This is a genomic window from Furfurilactobacillus siliginis, assembly GCF_001437435.1.
Lineage (GTDB): Bacteria > Bacillota > Bacilli > Lactobacillales > Lactobacillaceae > Furfurilactobacillus > Furfurilactobacillus siliginis.
In genome coordinates, this window is record NZ_JQCB01000001.1 from 241,107 (window position 1) to 257,335 (window position 16,229).

Below are 16,229 nucleotides of genomic sequence, written 5' to 3' on the forward strand. Positions count from 1 at the left end.
AAAAGGCCATCTCCGTTTGCTTTACCCAAGTATATAAAAACTACCACTCATCTTAACATGAAAACGAGTGGTAGTTTAGAACTTGGATTTGAAATTAGTTGCCTGAACTTGTGACGGTGAGGTTCTCATCATCATTTGTACCAGAATTCTTGGTTTGATCAGTAGCTGTCCCTGCATCCTTATTTACTTGTGTGGTAGAGTCTGTAGACTTCATCACGGCTCCAGTAAAGGCATTCACGCGTTTAATTACCACATTATCAGAACTCTTGGATTTAAGCGCAATAAACCACGTTGGCACATACACATTGTTGTCTGAAACCCGTAAGAGCCGCGAGTAGGAAAGTTTCGACCACAGTACCTTGGTATTATTTGGCAGTTCATTATATTGATACAACCAAATCAATGCCTTCTGCTGACTGATTGTGGTCGTCTTTTCGCGCAATGTTTCGGGCTTAGTCACATATGTTTGTGTGTAACTCAATACCTGATTGCGTGCTCCCACTCGAAAACGCAATTGTGCCGATGGTGCCAAAATCGTTCCCGATGGTACTTTTTGAACATAAACGACTTCATTTGCGGCGACCTTTGACAACTCGGGACTGTACACATATTCATTCCCGGCAATGACATTTGCGCCACTCTTGACGAAGCGGTTCAACTGCTTTTCAGGGTGCGTTTGTCCGACCGTTAGTGTCTGGTGCAGATAACTGGTCAGCTCGACAGTGTTATACCGAACGTCTTGATAAGTCAGATTTTCAGCGTTGGCACGTAAATGAGGCAACCCTGTTTTCGTTGAAACATAGTAGCCCTCACCTTCCTTACTAGAAGGGGCTGTAAACGTAATCCCGTCGTTGCGCATTTCTCGTAAAACTGTTGTCGCTGAGTTTGTGCTTCGTGGTGCCGATTTTGTGACAGTTGAATCGCTTTGCTGCCATGACGCGAATAAAAAGACATCAATCGCCACAAAGGCAATCAAAAATATCCACTGAATGCGACGAAAATCCATCGAACCCCTCCTTTCTACGGTTGGTTACCAGTGATCAAGTCATTGGCTAACTGCCATTTACCGTTCAAATAAACATAGTAGGTCGGCTGTAAATCAACCACTTGTTTAGAATCGTAATTATTCTCCCATTGATACCCTAAGACAATATCTTTGATCTTACTCATTGAAATACCGGCGCTAGCTAACTGATCGAGCACTGTTTGCGTAGCTGGCACCACGACAGAGCTATGCTCATCTGCCGGTAATGGAACCTGTAAGTTTGTCAAAGTGAAATTGATTTCTTCAGTCCGTGATTGTTCATTTTTAACTTGCACGGCACCGAAGTCTGTTTGGTTAAAAATAGGAAATCCTTCAACATAAGAACGATAAGTCACGACCCGTCCATTATGTTCATTATCAAAGTAACGAATAGCGTCTAATGATAGGCCAGTGCTGGCTAATCCAGTGAAACTCTTCTGTAAATTACGGCCGAGGTCGCTGGTCATTTTCTTATTCGCATTATAATTTTCAAACGTAACCGCTCCCGTTTTATCAGCAACAGTTAACCGTTTGTAGGCACCATCGGAATAACTCGTGTGATCGCCACTCTTACGCACGTTGACCGATGTTGCCTCACCAGAATTAAGCAATGATGTGACAAAGAAGTTCGCATTCTGTTGCCCAATCAAATAACTGTAACGAGGAATGTGCACCTGCCCGTTATAAAGCGTTAGAGTGTGATCCTTAAAGACTTCCTGATTCACTTCGTACTGCTGCTTACCTTTAGCTAACACTTCACGAACATGGGCCAGTTTTTGCCGAACCGCCGTAATTTTATAAACGGTCTGTGAATCATCATTCAGCAGATATAATTCACCGGGTTTATTCGTCGAAAAGACAATTCGAGAAAATTTGGCGGATGGCGACATCAATAACGATTGCTCATAAGACCGATTAAATATTGACCGGCCAATATTATCCGCATAGTTCAACTGAACCGTATTTTTACGCTGCAACAGTGACTTATACGTATCCTTATCGCCTTGACTCACCTTGCGAAAGTTCGTCATACGCCAATTTCGAATCTCATCCTTTAAAGTCGTTACTAAGTTCAACTTTGCGTTGTAGAGCGACTCACTGGTACCCTGTCCATTGGTTAGAATCACCTGCGTTGGTAGATAAATATCATCAATATCACGCGTCGTCACTGTCGCATGCGTCGAATTGGACGAAGACGTCGTGCCGGACCGGTCATACCGTGCCGGATTTGTCCAAATCAACATGGATAACAGGATACTAACAACAATAAGCAGGAATAAGATAATGGGTAACAACGATCGTTTAATTTTAATCCACATCCCAATCATCCTCCTCAAATTGCTCGAATGGTAAGGAAATGTAGAACGTCGAACCCTTGCCTTCAGTACTATCAACCCAAATTCGGCCACCCAACATTTGGATAACTTCCTTTGAAATTGCTAATCCCAATCCGGTACCACCTTGAGCCCGCGCCCGTGCTTTATCAACTCGATAGAATCGATCAAAGATATGCGTCAAATCTTTGCGTGGAATACCTAATCCTTCATCAGAAATACTCATAATAACTTGATTATGAGTCTCTAATAGCCGGCAGGTAATCGTACCGCCATCTGGCGAGTACTTGATGGCATTGTTCATAAGGTTATCAACGACCTGCGTAAAGCGGTCAGTATCAATTTCGACCCATAAATCTTTACCTGTGAAATCACGTTCGATTTGATAATACTTTGCTGGGTGTTCATCAGTCTTCAGCATCATGTCAAAACGGTTCAAAATATAGTTGAACAACTCATTCAAGTTGACGGTTTCCATGTCTAACTTAGTCGTACCAGAATCCATCCGACTCAATGCCAGCAGATCGTTAACCATACGGATCATCCGTTCAGTTTCATCTTGCGCCACCTTCAAGAACCCGGGTGCCACTTTTTGATCCTGCCATGCACCATCAACCAGTGCATCAATGTAGGACCGTACAGATGTTAACGGTGTCCGTAATTCATGTGACACGTTCGAAACGAACTGCTTCCGATCAGCATCTTCCTTTTGCTGTTCCGTCACATCATGCAGTACACAAACAAGTCCGGAAATAAATCCCGATTCTCGCTGAATCAATGAGAACGTTGCGTGCAAAATTAGGTCGCGGCCTTCTTCTGATAAATCAAGTGCCACTTCATCCTGACTTTCCAGTAGCTCACGTAACGTGTACTGATCACGAATCTGTAATACGTCAAGGATTGAGTCGCCTTCTGCGTCTTCCTCCTCAACATTCAAAAAGTCTCTGGCCGCCGAGTTGATGATGTTGATATTTCCCCGTCGGTCAGTGGCAATAACACCATCACTCATGTGTGCCAAAACAGAGTCCAAACGCCGTCGTTCAGCTTCCGTCGACTCTTGAGCCTCTTCGACTCTAACAGACAAGTTATTAACGGCACTTGCTAGCTGACCAAGTTCGTCCGTTCCATAGACACGCACTTGCCCAGAATAATCTCCTTGCGCAATTTGAACGGTTTGTCGCTTCATTTCATCAATCGGTCGCGTTATTGCCCGGGAAATAACGATCGACATAAACAACCCTAAGACAATTGCCACTAGTGCTGCCGACAGATAGATCAGCGTAATCTTATTGACGTTTTGGTAAACACCTTCCAGTGAAGCACGAACGTACAGAACTCCAACCAAGGTGTTCCCATTACTACCGGACGAATTTAATAGCGGTACCACTGACACATAGTACCGATTATTATCACGGGTATCGTAAATATCCCGTTGATAAGAACGGTTATTATAAATTGCATTCTTAATATTGCTATCAGTTGTCTTCTGACCAACAACAGTTTGATCATTAACATTACTGGTTCCACGAATCGTCCCTTTGTTATCAATAACTCGAATTTCAGTGATATTGGGGTTATTGACTTCGGTCAGGATACTGCGAATCCGTGTATTTGCAGCCGACGTATTATTACGCATCAACTGATCAGATAATGAATTATCAATGTAAGCTTGTAATTGTACCTGTTGTTTAAAGGTACTCAGATTTTGCCGCTCTAATTGGCGAACGAAAAAAGCCCCGACGATTTCCAGCGTAATCAACAACATCAGGGCGAAAACAAGCGCTATTTTAAAATTAATGGATTGAAAAAAACGAATCTTTTTATTCACAATCAGGATTGCTCCTAAAGTTAGTCAGTTTCAGGGTTTCTCAAGTAGTACCCAACACCACGACGCGTTACTAGCCAAGCTGGGTGACTTGGTGTGTCTTCGACTTTTTCACGAAGACGCCGCATGGTCACATCAACTGTCCGAACATCCCCAAAGTAGTCGTAACCCCAAACCGTTTGCAGTAAGTGTTCACGAGTCATTACTTGGCCAATATGCTGTGCAAGGTAATATAGTAATTCAAACTCACGGTGGGTCAATTCAATATCATCCCCACGCTTAGAAACCATGTAGGCATCTGGATCGACCTTTAAATCACCGATTTCAATACTATTTGATTCACTTTCATCAGCCGCCGCGTTTTTAACGACCGTATCCTGACGACGTAGGTTGGCCTTAACCCGGGCCACTAGTTCACGATTTGAGAATGGCTTAGTAACATAGTCATCTGCACCAAGTTCTAGACCCAGCACCTTATCGATTTCTGAATCTTTAGCCGTCACCATGATGATTGGCGTCGTGTACTTAGTCCGTACCCGTCGTGCAACCTCTAGGCCATCAATTTTAGGCAACATCAAATCTAATAAGATTAAGTCTGGTTGCTCTTCATCAACCTTGTCGACGGCTTCTTCACCATCGGCCGCGGTTACAACTTCATAGCCTTCTTTTTCCAAATTGAATTTGATAATATCTGAAATAGGTTTTTCGTCATCAACTACTAAAATCTTACTCATACAGATTTCCTCCACAGGAATGTTTGATTTAATAAATTGTCCGAATCGCTGTTTACATTAATAGAACAGCCGAGTACATTATATCACAGCATACTGCAGCGCATTTATTCGACACCTGTTCCCATTAGCAGACGCCTGTTATTACTGAATTCATTCATTTAAGTAAGATACAGATTCCTTGTGTTTCATTAATGTAACGGAGTGCTACTCCCACACTCGTTTTGCTAATTCAGACTTTTAAAGTTTTTTTCGAAAACTTGTTGTCAGGGTTTGGAGCGTATGATATTATATAAAAGTTGAATTGATATGGATCGCTAGCTCAGCTGGCAGAGCAACGGACTCTTAATCCGTGGGTCCAGGGTTCGATCCCCTGGCGATCCATCAAAAACGATTAATCACCAACTACGCTGCGTTAAATCGCCGTGGTTGGTGATTTTTTTGTGGACAATACAATCCCCAAATTTTAGCTAATTAGTGCAAGCGGCGAACTCAATAATTCTAAGTATCAAATATATATGATTGCTAGTCCAAACACTGACGACTGTAAAAGCTGAAACTTTTAAGGTGAAACTATGAAAAAAACATTTGGCTGGCTTCTTGTTGCTTTAGTCCTCACTGGCTTACTTTTTGCTTCAATAAATTCAAGTAAACATCCGGATAAAAATAAAAGCGCGGAACGGTTATTTCTAAACACCGATAAGAAGATCTATCATGTCAGCGCGGGTGAAGACTCAGCCAGAATACATGTTACGGCAACTACTGGTGCAACCATTTCAATGCCAAACGGCGAAGATGAAAATCATAAAATAAAAGGTTCAAATGGTTATATTTTTGACTATCCTGCAAGTGATGTGACAGATAAGCTAACATTCGTCGCAAAATATAAAGGACAAACAAAATATATCGACGTACTAGTAAAGCCTTCTGCATCTTTCATCTCATCAGACGAATCAAAAGACAATCAGTATACAACAGCATCAAGCTCATCCTCGACATCCTTCACAGATAATGCTTCGTCCGCAACTGCTCCCAACCATTATTCCGGATCAAATAATCTGGTTTATGGAAAGTTAACTACAGACGTAAAAAGTCTTCCAGGTGGCGCATTTAAAGATAAATCCATGACCTACGTGACATACGGAGTTGATAAGGATAAAACGATTGACGTTGTGAAAGAAAATTTTTCTGATTTACCCTTAGATCCACAATTAGATTCGGATTCAATAGACGAACATATCCACGATTTTATGGAAAGAGATGCTGCTAAGATAAGTTCACCGTCTGACAATCAAGACATTTATCTATCTCCTTCAATCAACAAAAAGTATCAAGTTGACTTCACAAAAAACGACGATAATAACATAACTATGATTATTATCAGACGAGAAGATATTAATGAATAGAGCATACATTCAAATCAAAAAAGCCTTCTAACTTCCCAGAAGGCTTTTACTAGACTGACACTGTTATCTAACTATATTCGTTTCATTGCAGATCAGTATTACTAGATAAGCTGCCGACTTTATGTGGGCAGCTTTTTTCTTTGAAAATTTACTTCGAATTCAGTGCCAGCACAATAAAGTTCAACAAAAACAGGGCTGTAATCACCCACAAAATCGGGCTAATCTCATTAAACTTACGCTTCGCCGCTTTAACTAAGATATAGAAGATGAACCCAGCCGCAATTCCATATGAAATTGAATATGAGAATGCCATAAAGGCAGCCGTGAAAAAGGCTGGCACCGCAATTTCTGTATCTGCCCAGTTGATCATTTTAAACTCATTCATCATCATAATACCGACGACAATCAAAATTGGCGCTGTCGCTGCGCCAGGAATGACGTTTACAAAGGGTGCAAATACCAACGAAAATGCGAAACCAGCGGCCACAGTCCTGCGGTTAGCCCTGTCCGCCCACCAGCTTTAATGCCGGCAGAAGCCTCAATAAATGTCGTCGTATTCGACGTTCCCAGAATCCCAGCAAACATCGTGGCAAACGTATCGGAAACAAGGCCTCGGTCCATCTTCGACTTAAAACCTTTACCTTCATAGAACTCTTTTTGATCGGCAGCAGAGAAGATTCCAGTCGACATCCCCGTCCCAATGAACGTTCCAATGGCATCAAACAACCCTGACAGTCCCATTGAAAAGACCGTCAAAACGACCACTAAAATGTGTTTCGGCGTTGTGAACATTGACCCAAGGCCCTTGCTCCCAAGTGCTTGTCCAAAAATCGACGCGAAATCCTTAAACGTCGTGTGAAAAGCTGCTAATCCTTGGATGTGCGTATTCGTCACGCCCATCGGAATCCCGATTATCGTTGTCACAATCACTGAAATGATGAACGCACCAGGAACATTCGTGATGACCAATAAAATCAGTACAACTAGGCCAATCAAACCTAACAGAACCGTTGGTGAATTAAATAAAGCAATTCCTGGCGTTGTGCCCGAGCCAGACGTGATGCTTTGGATCGCATGATGCACTACTTGCCCATGATAAGGTGCATCATTCACAGAAAGAATGCTTTTAGCACCAATATTAAAGTTTAAGAAACCTGCGTTATTTAAACCAATATAAGCGATAAACAGCCCAATTCCGGCGGCGATTCCATGTTTCAGCTGATCAGGGATTCCTTTGACAATCATTGCCCGCACTTTAGTCAACGTAATAATCACATCAACCAAACCAACGAGAAATACCATTCCTAATGCCTGTTGCCACGTGAATCCTAGTCCAAAGACAATTGTATAAGTGAACATCGCCTGCATCCCCAAAGATGGTGCTAAGGCATAAGGCAAATTTGCAAATAGTCCAGTAATTAAAGTACCGACAATCGTTGTTAGAATGGTTGCTAGAAACACACCTTGGCTTGGCATTCCTGTCATCGACAAAACTGCTGGGTTCAAGAAAATTATGTACGCCATCGCAACAAATGTGGTCAATCCGGCCAGCAGCTCAGTGCGAACGTTCGTGTTGTTCTCTGATAACTTAAAATAGTGTTCTAGCAATGTCCTATTTCCTCCCGTGAGTAAAAGACAGCCGACTCCGTGTTCTGCACGCAAAGACGACTGTCTAAAAGAAAAGTGACGCAATACAAAGATACTTGTACGGCGTCATTAACAGGAAATGGACTTTTCCATTTTCAGAGTCTGTGGCAAAACACGTTAACGACTCAATATGAAGTTGTAATTAATCATCACTGATTAATAAGAGTTGATTATCAGTATAAACACTTCATCGGTTTTGGCAATGGCAAGTTTAGTAATTTGTACTCAAAACATAGAGCTAATCCATTTATCGGCAAATGTCTTTTCATTTACAAACCCTATTCTATCAGCTTTGCAATGAATCATTGCTATCAATCCACACTAATTCTGCCTACAATGAATTCAGAAAGGCAGGGATACCCATGGAATTTGGCAAACGACTAAAACAAGCCAGAATAACTCAGGGATTGACCCAAGAACAAGTCGCTAACGACTTAATGGTCACTCACCAAACAATCTCCAGTTGGGAAAACCAGAAAACCTATCCCGACATCATTACACTCATCAAAATTAGTGACTACTTTAATATTTCACTCGATGTTTTATTAAAGGAGGATTCAGATATAAAAGTCTATTTAGAAAAAAACGAAGTCACAAAGCAACTTCGCCCCCTGACCATCGTACTTTTAATCATCGACATCATCTTCATGGGTTTATTTGTTGGCGACACCCTCGGCATTTTTAAATTAAGCCATGAGTTTTTTCTCGTCGCCATGTTATTCGGCATCCTAAACGCCGCCGCCTTAGTTATGCTAAGCGCATTCCAAGCAAATCTAGGGCTTAGTAGAAAACCACTAGTCAGTGTTCCTGTTTTCAATTTATTCGTTTCTAAATGGTTCTTACTCAGTGGTTGCTTGCTACTAATTGCCGGCGCCATCATCATTATGATAAACCTCGCGCATCTTGGCGGGTTCATCATGGGTATTGGTAGCCTAGTACTATTTATCTGGCTTTCATTAACGATCATTAATCGATTTAATCATTGATAATTAATATTCAAATTCATCACTCAGTGTTTGGGACATAAGTTAACTTGTCCCAAACGCTCTTTTTGTTTTACGCGTTTAAATGGTGCAAACGTGGGCCAAACGTCAAAGCGCTGTTCGCAGCGAACTTTGCACGGTATTCGTAATAAAGTTAACGATCTTTTCTTGTGGCAACGAATTCGTTTTTAGCCAGTCTAATAACACGCCGCGTAACCCATGCTCAATGTAATTCCAACAATATTGTCGCTCAATCGCTGTTGTGTACTCACTGTGAGCAAAGTCGTCATCAATAGCAATCTGCATGATTTTCGCCAAGAATTGTGACGCCGAATTAGCTAGCAATGCTGTCACCAATTGCCGCGAGCGCCACTGAAAATCAACAAGATCGCTTAAAAAGGCATGCAAGCTTGTTGGCTGTTTCTGTTCAAGTTCCGCTTTGAACTCAGTAACTAAGGTATTCTCTAGCTCATCAAGCAAGGCATAAATATCTTCATAGTGTAAGTAAAAAGTACGGCGATTAATATCTGCTCGCTCGGCAATTTCTGCAACGGTAATCTTGTCAAAATCCTTTTCTGCCAATAATTGCGTAAATGCATCGGTAATGTTTCGCTTCGTCCGCATTGCACGTCGATCTACTTTATCAGTCATTCTTTCACCACCATTTTTCTCATGTGTGTAATATAACACGAACGGTAATTATTGTTTATTGTTTTACCTCATGACCGCTTGTAAATTGATCTCATACACAAGGAGGTCATCAATATGACAACTAAAAAAGATCAGGCACAAGCGATGTTATCCGCCATTGAAACGGGTAACACAGATGCCATTCTCGCAAATGTCAGTCCCACGAAATATATTCAACACAACCTACAGTTTGGCAATGGCCGTGATGCCATTTTAGCGTCCATTCCTGAACTACAGGCTTATCATCCCCAGCTTGAATTCTTGCGGATTATCGAAGACGGCGATTACGTTGCCGTTCACACCCACTATACCTTTAGTGATCAACCAGTAACCGGTTTTGACATCTTTCGCTTTGAAAATGGCAAAATCGTTGAACACTGGGACAATTTGGAAGCTGTCACAGGCGCTACCCCATCTAAGCACACCGCCTTTGACGGTCCACAACAGCTAACTGCTGCAGCCGTAACAACAGCTACTAAGCAACTCGCCAGCGCGTTTCAAACTGACATTCTCATTAACCATCAACTAGACAAACTACCGCAATATGTGTCATCGACGCTAATCAGTCACCTACCTGAACTTGCGGATGGTGCAATCGCCTACACCGACTTTTTAAACGACACTGGCAACTATCAAACAGCGCATTTAACAGTTGTAGAAAACGACTTTGCACTACTAACCAGTTCAGGTAACGAAAATGGTCAAGATGTCGTTTACTACGACTTAATCCGTACTGCGGACAACCGCATCGTTGAGCTGTGGCGTGCCAAAGAAATTGTTCTACCTGTTGATCAACAAGCCAACACAAATGGCAAATTTTAGGAGGAAAACATGTCTGATTTAAAATATGAAGTGCTTACAAGTGTTCGTGACAGCTCAACCAGAGGGATTCCTGCTGGAACAGAAACATTACAGTGGGTCGCTAACTCAGCTACATTAATTTATGGTGAACGCGACGCTGTGTTGGTCGATACCTTCATGACAACTGACGCTAACAAGGAATTAATCGACTGGATTAAGCAACACCACGTCGACTTAAAATATATCTACATCACTCATGCCCACTCTGATCACTTCTTTGGGACTGGCATGATCAAAAAGGCCTTTCCCAACGTTAAAATCATTGCCACACAAGCCACCGCTGATGGTATTCCCGCCGTCATTATGCCGGCCATGGTCGCAACTGTGTGGAATCACCTCTTTCCTGGTCAGGTTCCAACTGATCTGCGCGGAGCCGATGAAGTTGTGAACGATCACTTCACCTTAGAAGGCCATCAGCTAGAAATCTTGCATGATGGTTTTACCGATACACACGACTCCACCAGTCTCTGGGTTCCTGATTTGAAGCTCATCGTCGCTGGTGACGCAACCTACAACGGTGTCCATCCCTTCATGGCAGAAACAACGCTAGCCGCACGACAAAACTGGATTGCTAGTAATGAGCGCATGAAAGCATTGCATCCGCGGTATGTCGTTGCCGGCCATAAGGTCCCCGAAAATATCGATGATCCAAAGATTTTAGATGAAACAATCGCCTACATCACAACCTTCAATCAGTTAGCCGAAACAGCGACTTCTGGAGACGAACTTTATAATATGATGATTGCGCGTTACCCTAATCGCGTTAATCCCGGTTCACTGTGGGGCGCAGCGCATTCGGTTATTCGCCAATAAAATAAGAGTGAGGCAAAAGTCGGGAAGTAGCGAGCAAGACCTAGAACGACCTACCGGATTGGTCTTCAATCCGGTAGGTGGTTCGTAGTCTGCACAGCTACTTGACTTTTGGCGCACGTTTCCGCTATTGAAAATCAGAAAACAGGGTCTGTGGACATAATTAATCATGTTCACAGACCCTGTTTTCATATACCACACAAAGCATATTTTTTTATAAAACATAAACATCCATATTATGATAACGATAATAGAAAACCAAAAGGAGCGTTCATCATGGGCCAAAGTTCTGATTTTTCAATCACTAATACTGGCTTAGCGACAGCTGGGACAGCCATTCTTCCCAAAACAGGGTTACCAGAAGTATTTGGCATTCCTGTCTCCCTTCTGCTCACTTATACCGGCTTAGTTCTACTTACGATAATTTTAGGCCTTCGCCTATATCGAAAAGTACATAAACCATCTGTCAAAATCCGGCGGAGGCATTAACATGAATATCACTCAATTTAATTTATTCGTTGTCATCATCTGTTTCATTAACCTAATTCGTGTCGCGATCAACGTAATTGGCGCTGAAGTTTACGATATCAAAGAACAATCACGTAAACACGATCATCATTATCAACCACTTATCTCAGTTATTATCCCAGCATTTAATGAGGCATCATGTATCATTCGCACATTAACAGCAGCTGCTAATAACGACTATAAAAACAAAGAAATTTGGGTCGTTGATGATGGCTCAACGGATAAAACCGTCGAAATCGTCAATGCCTTTCTCACCACTCATGATTACCCATTCTGTCATTTAATTAGCCAAGAGAACGGCGGCAAATCTCGTGCAATAAATAATGCTGTCAAGAATTATGCAAAAGGCAATCTTATTATGGTCCTCGATGCCGATTCCTCACTAGCACCTACTGCCATCGGCAACATGGTGGAACACTTTTCTAACCCGAAAGTAATTGGGATGGCTGCCAACGTTAAAATGATGCAAAAATGGTCCATCTTAGGCATGGTTCAACGGATCGAGTTTTTAACTGCCTACCGTGGAAAATCATCCGAAGATATGACAAAGATGCTATACATTATTGGTGGCGTTGGTTCCACTTTCCGCCGTAATATCATGCTGGAGGCTGGTTTATACGATACCGATACCGTAACTGAAGACATTGATTTTACGCTTAAAGCCATGGAAAAATTCGGTAATGTTCCCTTTAGATTTGGTTACGCGGCCAATTGTGTGGTGTACACCGAACCAGTGTCTCGCTTTTCCTCTTTATTCAAGCAACGCTTTCGCTGGAAATATGGTCGTTTCAAGGCTTTTGTGAAATATCATTCACTCTTCTTTAACCGCAATAAAAAATACAGCAAAACGCTAACTTGGTTTACACTCCCGCAAGCGCTTATCCAAGAATTGTTTATGCTAATTGAACCGGCGATTTTTCTGTACCTACAATATCTAATTATTGTTCATATGGACTTCATCACATTTATAAATGTGATTACGTACTTTAGCACCCTGACCTTCTTATCCATTTCCGTTGATAAAATCGAGACTTTTGGTCAAAAGATTATATTAGTGGTGATTTTACCGTTTGTTTATTTCGGGATGTTCCTTTTAACGATCGTGGAATACCTCAGTTTAGCGCGGTCAATTTTTAAAACAAAAACATTACTCACTAATTCTGATAAGCATGCCAACTGGCAACATGTCGAACGACTCAACGATCTTTAATTCCACAGTCTATTTTCAAGGATCAAACTATCAACGGTTCCCACGATGTGTTATAACCTTTTTAGATAAAAATCCATTGCCATTTTCATTCTAACGAGGTTCTCTAATGAACGTTTTAATCCCAATCCCCACTTACGGTTTTGATCCCACCGAAGCAGCCATTCCATGGCAATACCTAACAACCCACCACGTTTCCGTGACGTTTGCCACCCCAGCCGGCACACCGGCTGCTGCAGACGCGCGCCTCCTAACAGGCAAAGGGTTCGGTCCATTTAAACAACTACTTATGGCTGACAAAGCTGCACGCACTGCTTATCAACAGATGATTCAATCGTCAGCGTTCACCCATCCACTTAGTTATGACAACATCGACAGTGCTGATTTTTCCGCCTTACTATTACCCGGTGGTCACGATAAGGCGATCAAAGAATATTTAGAATCATCCATCTTACGGCAACAAATCGTCAATTTCTTTGCTGAAGATAAACTTGTCGGCGCAATCTGCCACGGAACAGTCGCGGCAGCCCGTGCCATCGATCCGCAAACCCACCAATCCGTTCTAGCGAATTTCCGCACCACGTCATTATTGAAAATACAGGAGTTAGGAGCCTACTATCTCACGTGTCTATGGCTTGGCACGTATTACCGCACCTATCCACAAACCGTGGCTGATGAAGTGCAGGCCAGCCTAACTGATGCCTCACGACAATATCGTCACGGACATCATCCATTCACCCGCGATACGGCTGATAAGACAAACACCTCACTAGTTACCGTCGACCAAAATTACGTTTCAGCACGCTGGCCAGGTGACGCCCATCGGTTTGCACAAGTTTTTTACGACCAATTAATTAACCAGTAGGAACGCTAGCGTTTCACGTGAAACAATAAAGCACTGCCATTATCGACTGATTAGCCGATAATGGCAGTGCTTTATTGTTGGCGCTCATAATACCTATCGCACAGGATTGAAGGCCAACCTGTACGGCAGTTCTAGGTCTTGCTCACAACTTTCCGTTTTTATCCCACTCTCAAATTGAATTAACTAATCTTATGCACCGTTTCAGCACGTTGCCGTTGTCTGTCTAACCAAGGTTTTAACCGCAGGTAGACCAACCAAAAGGCCACCCCAATGATGACTCCCTTAATCAAATTAAACGGTAGCACAACGCTGAACATCAACGCCGGAATATTGGTTGACTGTGGTAGTCCGCCCACCTGCATGTACAACGGAAACATCACAAATGCGTTTAAAATCATCATGAAGATGGTTAGTGACAAAGTTGCCACCACAATCCCCAACGTAAGCTTAACTGCATCCCGCTGCCGTGATCGCGTAATGATCAGGTACAGGGGAATTACATACAGTAGACTCGCCACAAACGCGATGCTGTTTCCGATGATATACAACGGATTAAACCCTTGCAAAAACAGATGAACCAGTGCCGCAATCAGTGCGATGGTGGTTCCGCCACCGATACCGTAAATGAGTGTCCCCAACATAATGATGAGTAAACTCAGATCCAACTGCATGTATGGTGCAGCCGGTAAAATTGGAAATTGTAGCAACAGTAACACTGCTGCTACGGCTCCTAGCACCGCGACTGTGATGTTGCGGCGCAATGGTGATTGTCCCATGATAATGCCTCCTAGATAATTGTTTGAATTACCAGGATCACCTTCACTTGAACAAGTTACAAAAAATGGTCTGACCCACTTTTCCCAGGAAAAGCGATCAGACCATTTCATTCATTTAGTCAGTGTAAAATGAACGTAACCGTCAATCTTCTTTATACCAGACTGTACTGTCGGTCTTGGGATCGCACCAAGTCAACTCAACAAAAGTGTTGAGGTCGCGGACTATTACCGCCGGTCGGGACTTTCACCCTGCCCTGAAGATGAACCAATATTTAATTCACAGTAACAATAACACACCTGACACCTGATGTGTGCAATATTGTACTTTTACTCACAACGGCAGCTTAATATGCACCTGCAGAGTAAGTTAGATCATAGCTATGCGTGTAAATCTCAACCAGGTTACCAAACGGATCTTCCATGTAAACCATTTTAAATGGCTTTTCGCCTGGATAGTATTCCTTGATCGGCATCCGTTGTTTGCCGCCATGCGCTTTAATGCGCTCGACTAACCCTTCAATGTCTGGATCCTGCACACCGTAATGGAAAATACTGGTTTCCCAGAATTTGAAGTTATTGTCTGGTGCAGCATTGTTGCTGAACTCAAACAGTTCAATACCGATACCATCCCCGGTGGTCATGTGGGCGATATTATAACTCCCCCAACCAGCGCCGAAAACCTCTGTCGACATCACGCCGATGGCCGAATCATCTTCTTTAACTGTGGCTGGTTCCATAATGGTATACCAACCCATAACATTGGCATAAAAATCAACTGCCTTATGAATATCTGGTACCGATAGGCCGATATGCGAAAAGTTAACTGGATATGGTTGTTTGTTTGTCATTGTGATAAACTCCTTTAAATTAAGTGTTATCATCATAACGGCGGTTATTATACGTCACAAGTACGCACATATTTGTGCAATACCCACTTTGAAGTTAGATATGGACAGGATCAGTCATTTCAACGAGGAAAAATTTAAAATGAAAAAATATCATATTGGTATAGAAGCCACCATGGATGTCATCAGCGGAAAATGGAAGCCCTTGTTACTGTGTTTTATTCAAACCGGCGTTAATCGCAACAGCACACTACTGGCAGCAATTCCTGAATTGTCACAAAAGGTGCTGTCTGAACAGCTCAGCCAGCTCGTGCATGATGGCATCCTCGAGCGCGTTTCATTCCCAGTCGTGCCACCACATGTCGAATATCATTTAACCGATTATGGCCAATCATTAACCAGCATTCTAATGGAACTCTGTCACTGGGGTGAAGGCCACGTAGAACGTCTATCACAAACAGAAGCGGTCGAGCTCGAAACTAACCTATAGCAGTGTTACTCGCCAAAGTAAATTCGGCGTCACGGTAGCGCCATCGCTATCTGTTCACGTTAACGATTGTCATTATTTAAATTAAAATCCGCTGTCGCAATTTACGTTAGTGTAACTTGCGACAGCGGATTTTTTGTATTGTATTAACCTTTTCTCTTAACGGCTATGGCTCTGCTCTTATGGCGCTCGCCGTTATCCTGGTTGGCA

General features: G+C 42.5%; 15 protein-coding genes, 1 tRNA gene, 1 pseudogene and 1 riboswitch. Of the genes and pseudogenes, 8 read left to right on the top strand and 9 right to left on the bottom strand.

The genetic code is table 11. From position 1 onward, the window contains the following. Window positions 1–94: 94 nt before the first annotated feature. The 4 genes from IV55_RS01090 to yycF are packed head-to-tail and all read right to left on the bottom strand — an operon-like array spanning window position 95 to window position 4,917. On the bottom strand, window positions 95–1,006 hold the full coding sequence (locus tag IV55_RS01090; protein ID WP_057808563.1) for a two-component system regulatory protein YycI: 912 nt from the start codon (window positions 1,004–1,006) through the stop codon (window positions 95–97). Window positions 1,007–1,020: 14 nt separating this feature from the next. After that, entirely contained in the window at window positions 1,021–2,343 is a 1,323-nt protein-coding gene (locus IV55_RS01095; protein WP_057808564.1) for a YycH family regulatory protein, read from the bottom strand. After that, a complete protein-coding gene (gene walK, locus IV55_RS01100; protein WP_186808477.1) occupies window positions 2,333–4,192 on the bottom strand; it encodes a cell wall metabolism sensor histidine kinase WalK in 1,860 nt (619 codons plus the stop codon). Before walK ends, IV55_RS01095 begins: the two co-directional genes overlap by 11 nt. Before the next feature lie 14 nt (window positions 4,193–4,206). Continuing rightward, window positions 4,207–4,917: a response regulator YycF gene (gene yycF, locus IV55_RS01105; RefSeq protein WP_057808566.1), complete on the bottom strand. Its 711-nt coding sequence runs from the start codon at window positions 4,915–4,917 to the stop codon at window positions 4,207–4,209. Between the two features lie 308 nt (window positions 4,918–5,225). On the opposite strand from yycF, the gene IV55_RS01110 reads away from it, so the two are divergent. Beyond that, window positions 5,226–5,298, top strand: a tRNA-Lys gene (locus tag IV55_RS01110). A 191-nt stretch (window positions 5,299–5,489) separates the two neighbouring features. Beyond that, window positions 5,490–6,320, top strand: a complete 831-nt coding sequence (locus IV55_RS01115; RefSeq protein WP_057808567.1) for a hypothetical protein — start codon at window positions 5,490–5,492, stop codon at window positions 6,318–6,320. 148 nt (window positions 6,321–6,468) lie between these two features. On the opposite strand, the pseudogene IV55_RS01120 reads toward IV55_RS01115, so the two are convergent. Then, window positions 6,469–7,928, bottom strand: a pseudogene (locus tag IV55_RS01120) (NCS2 family permease). 401 nt (window positions 7,929–8,329) lie between these two features. Between IV55_RS01120 and IV55_RS10130 the strand changes: the two are divergent. Beyond that, window positions 8,330–8,953 carry a helix-turn-helix domain-containing protein gene (locus IV55_RS10130; protein WP_083483883.1) on the top strand — a complete coding sequence of 208 codons (624 nt, stop codon included), beginning with the start codon at window positions 8,330–8,332 and terminating at the stop codon, window positions 8,951–8,953. A 105-nt stretch (window positions 8,954–9,058) separates the two neighbouring features. On the opposite strand, the gene IV55_RS01130 is transcribed toward IV55_RS10130, so the two are convergent. Further along, complete coding sequence (locus IV55_RS01130) at window positions 9,059–9,601, bottom strand: TetR/AcrR family transcriptional regulator (RefSeq protein WP_057808568.1); 543 nt, start codon at window positions 9,599–9,601, stop codon at window positions 9,059–9,061. 114 nt (window positions 9,602–9,715) lie between these two features. Between IV55_RS01130 and IV55_RS01135 the strand changes: the two genes are divergently transcribed. Both IV55_RS01135 and IV55_RS01140 read left to right on the top strand, forming a co-directional pair. Continuing rightward, window positions 9,716–10,462, top strand: coding sequence for a nuclear transport factor 2 family protein (locus tag IV55_RS01135; RefSeq protein ID WP_057808569.1), 747 nt, complete (start codon window positions 9,716–9,718; stop codon window positions 10,460–10,462). A gap of 9 nt (window positions 10,463–10,471) precedes the next feature. After that, window positions 10,472–11,314, top strand: coding sequence for an MBL fold metallo-hydrolase (locus IV55_RS01140; protein WP_083483884.1), 843 nt, complete (start codon window positions 10,472–10,474; stop codon window positions 11,312–11,314). A 233-nt stretch (window positions 11,315–11,547) separates the two neighbouring features. Here the strand turns inward: IV55_RS01140 and IV55_RS10265 are convergent, their stop codons facing one another. Continuing rightward, window positions 11,548–11,685 carry a hypothetical protein gene (locus tag IV55_RS10265; protein WP_157047450.1) on the bottom strand — a complete coding sequence of 46 codons (138 nt, stop codon included), beginning with the start codon at window positions 11,683–11,685 and terminating at the stop codon, window positions 11,548–11,550. Window positions 11,686–11,801: 116 nt separating this feature from the next. On the opposite strand from IV55_RS10265, the gene IV55_RS01150 reads away from it, so the two are divergent. After that, window positions 11,802–13,049 (top strand): glycosyltransferase family 2 protein, encoded by a 1,248-nt coding sequence (locus tag IV55_RS01150; protein WP_057808571.1) that lies wholly within the window; start codon window positions 11,802–11,804, stop codon window positions 13,047–13,049. Window positions 13,050–13,155: 106 nt separating this feature from the next. After that, the gene (locus IV55_RS01155) at window positions 13,156–13,911 is read left to right on the top strand and encodes a type 1 glutamine amidotransferase domain-containing protein (RefSeq protein WP_057808572.1); all 756 of its coding nucleotides are present in this window, start codon (window positions 13,156–13,158) and stop codon (window positions 13,909–13,911) included. Between the two features lie 179 nt (window positions 13,912–14,090). Here IV55_RS01155 and IV55_RS01160 read toward each other — a convergent pair whose 3' ends face one another. Continuing rightward, window positions 14,091–14,687 carry an ECF transporter S component gene (locus IV55_RS01160; protein WP_057808573.1) on the bottom strand — a complete coding sequence of 199 codons (597 nt, stop codon included), beginning with the start codon at window positions 14,685–14,687 and terminating at the stop codon, window positions 14,091–14,093. A 141-nt stretch (window positions 14,688–14,828) separates the two neighbouring features. Next, window positions 14,829–14,953, bottom strand: a riboswitch (FMN riboswitch). A gap of 78 nt (window positions 14,954–15,031) precedes the next feature. Continuing rightward, window positions 15,032–15,535, bottom strand: a complete 504-nt coding sequence (locus tag IV55_RS01165; protein WP_057808574.1) for a lactoylglutathione lyase family protein — start codon at window positions 15,533–15,535, stop codon at window positions 15,032–15,034. Window positions 15,536–15,674: 139 nt separating this feature from the next. Between IV55_RS01165 and IV55_RS01170 the strand changes: the two genes are divergently transcribed. Continuing rightward, a complete protein-coding gene (locus tag IV55_RS01170) occupies window positions 15,675–16,022 on the top strand; it encodes a winged helix-turn-helix transcriptional regulator (protein ID WP_057808575.1) in 348 nt (115 codons plus the stop codon). The last annotated feature ends 207 nt before the right edge of the window (window positions 16,023–16,229 follow it).

Excerpts from the sequence above, each read along its gene's own strand:
- IV55_RS01090 (WP_057808563.1), bottom strand. The coding sequence starts at position 1,006 with ATGGATTTTCGTCGCATTCAGTGGATATTTTTGATTGCCTTTGTGGCG.
- IV55_RS01095 (WP_057808564.1), bottom strand. The coding sequence starts at position 2,343 with ATGTGGATTAAAATTAAACGATCGTTGTTACCCATTATCTTATTCCTG.
- yycF (WP_057808566.1), bottom strand. The coding sequence starts at position 4,917 with ATGAGTAAGATTTTAGTAGTTGATGACGAAAAACCTATTTCAGATATT.
- IV55_RS01115 (WP_057808567.1), top strand. The coding sequence starts at position 5,490 with ATGAAAAAAACATTTGGCTGGCTTCTTGTTGCTTTAGTCCTCACTGGC.
- IV55_RS10130 (WP_083483883.1), top strand. The coding sequence starts at position 8,330 with ATGGAATTTGGCAAACGACTAAAACAAGCCAGAATAACTCAGGGATTG.
- IV55_RS01130 (WP_057808568.1), bottom strand. The coding sequence starts at position 9,601 with ATGACTGATAAAGTAGATCGACGTGCAATGCGGACGAAGCGAAACATT.
- IV55_RS01135 (WP_057808569.1), top strand. The coding sequence starts at position 9,716 with ATGACAACTAAAAAAGATCAGGCACAAGCGATGTTATCCGCCATTGAA.
- IV55_RS01140 (WP_083483884.1), top strand. The coding sequence starts at position 10,472 with ATGTCTGATTTAAAATATGAAGTGCTTACAAGTGTTCGTGACAGCTCA.
- IV55_RS10265 (WP_157047450.1), bottom strand. The coding sequence starts at position 11,685 with ATGCCAAATACTTCTGGTAACCCTGTTTTGGGAAGAATGGCTGTCCCA.
- IV55_RS01150 (WP_057808571.1), top strand. The coding sequence starts at position 11,802 with ATGAATATCACTCAATTTAATTTATTCGTTGTCATCATCTGTTTCATT.
- IV55_RS01155 (WP_057808572.1), top strand. The coding sequence starts at position 13,156 with ATGAACGTTTTAATCCCAATCCCCACTTACGGTTTTGATCCCACCGAA.
- IV55_RS01160 (WP_057808573.1), bottom strand. The coding sequence starts at position 14,687 with ATGGGACAATCACCATTGCGCCGCAACATCACAGTCGCGGTGCTAGGA.
- IV55_RS01165 (WP_057808574.1), bottom strand. The coding sequence starts at position 15,535 with ATGACAAACAAACAACCATATCCAGTTAACTTTTCGCATATCGGCCTA.
- IV55_RS01170 (WP_057808575.1), top strand. The coding sequence starts at position 15,675 with ATGAAAAAATATCATATTGGTATAGAAGCCACCATGGATGTCATCAGC.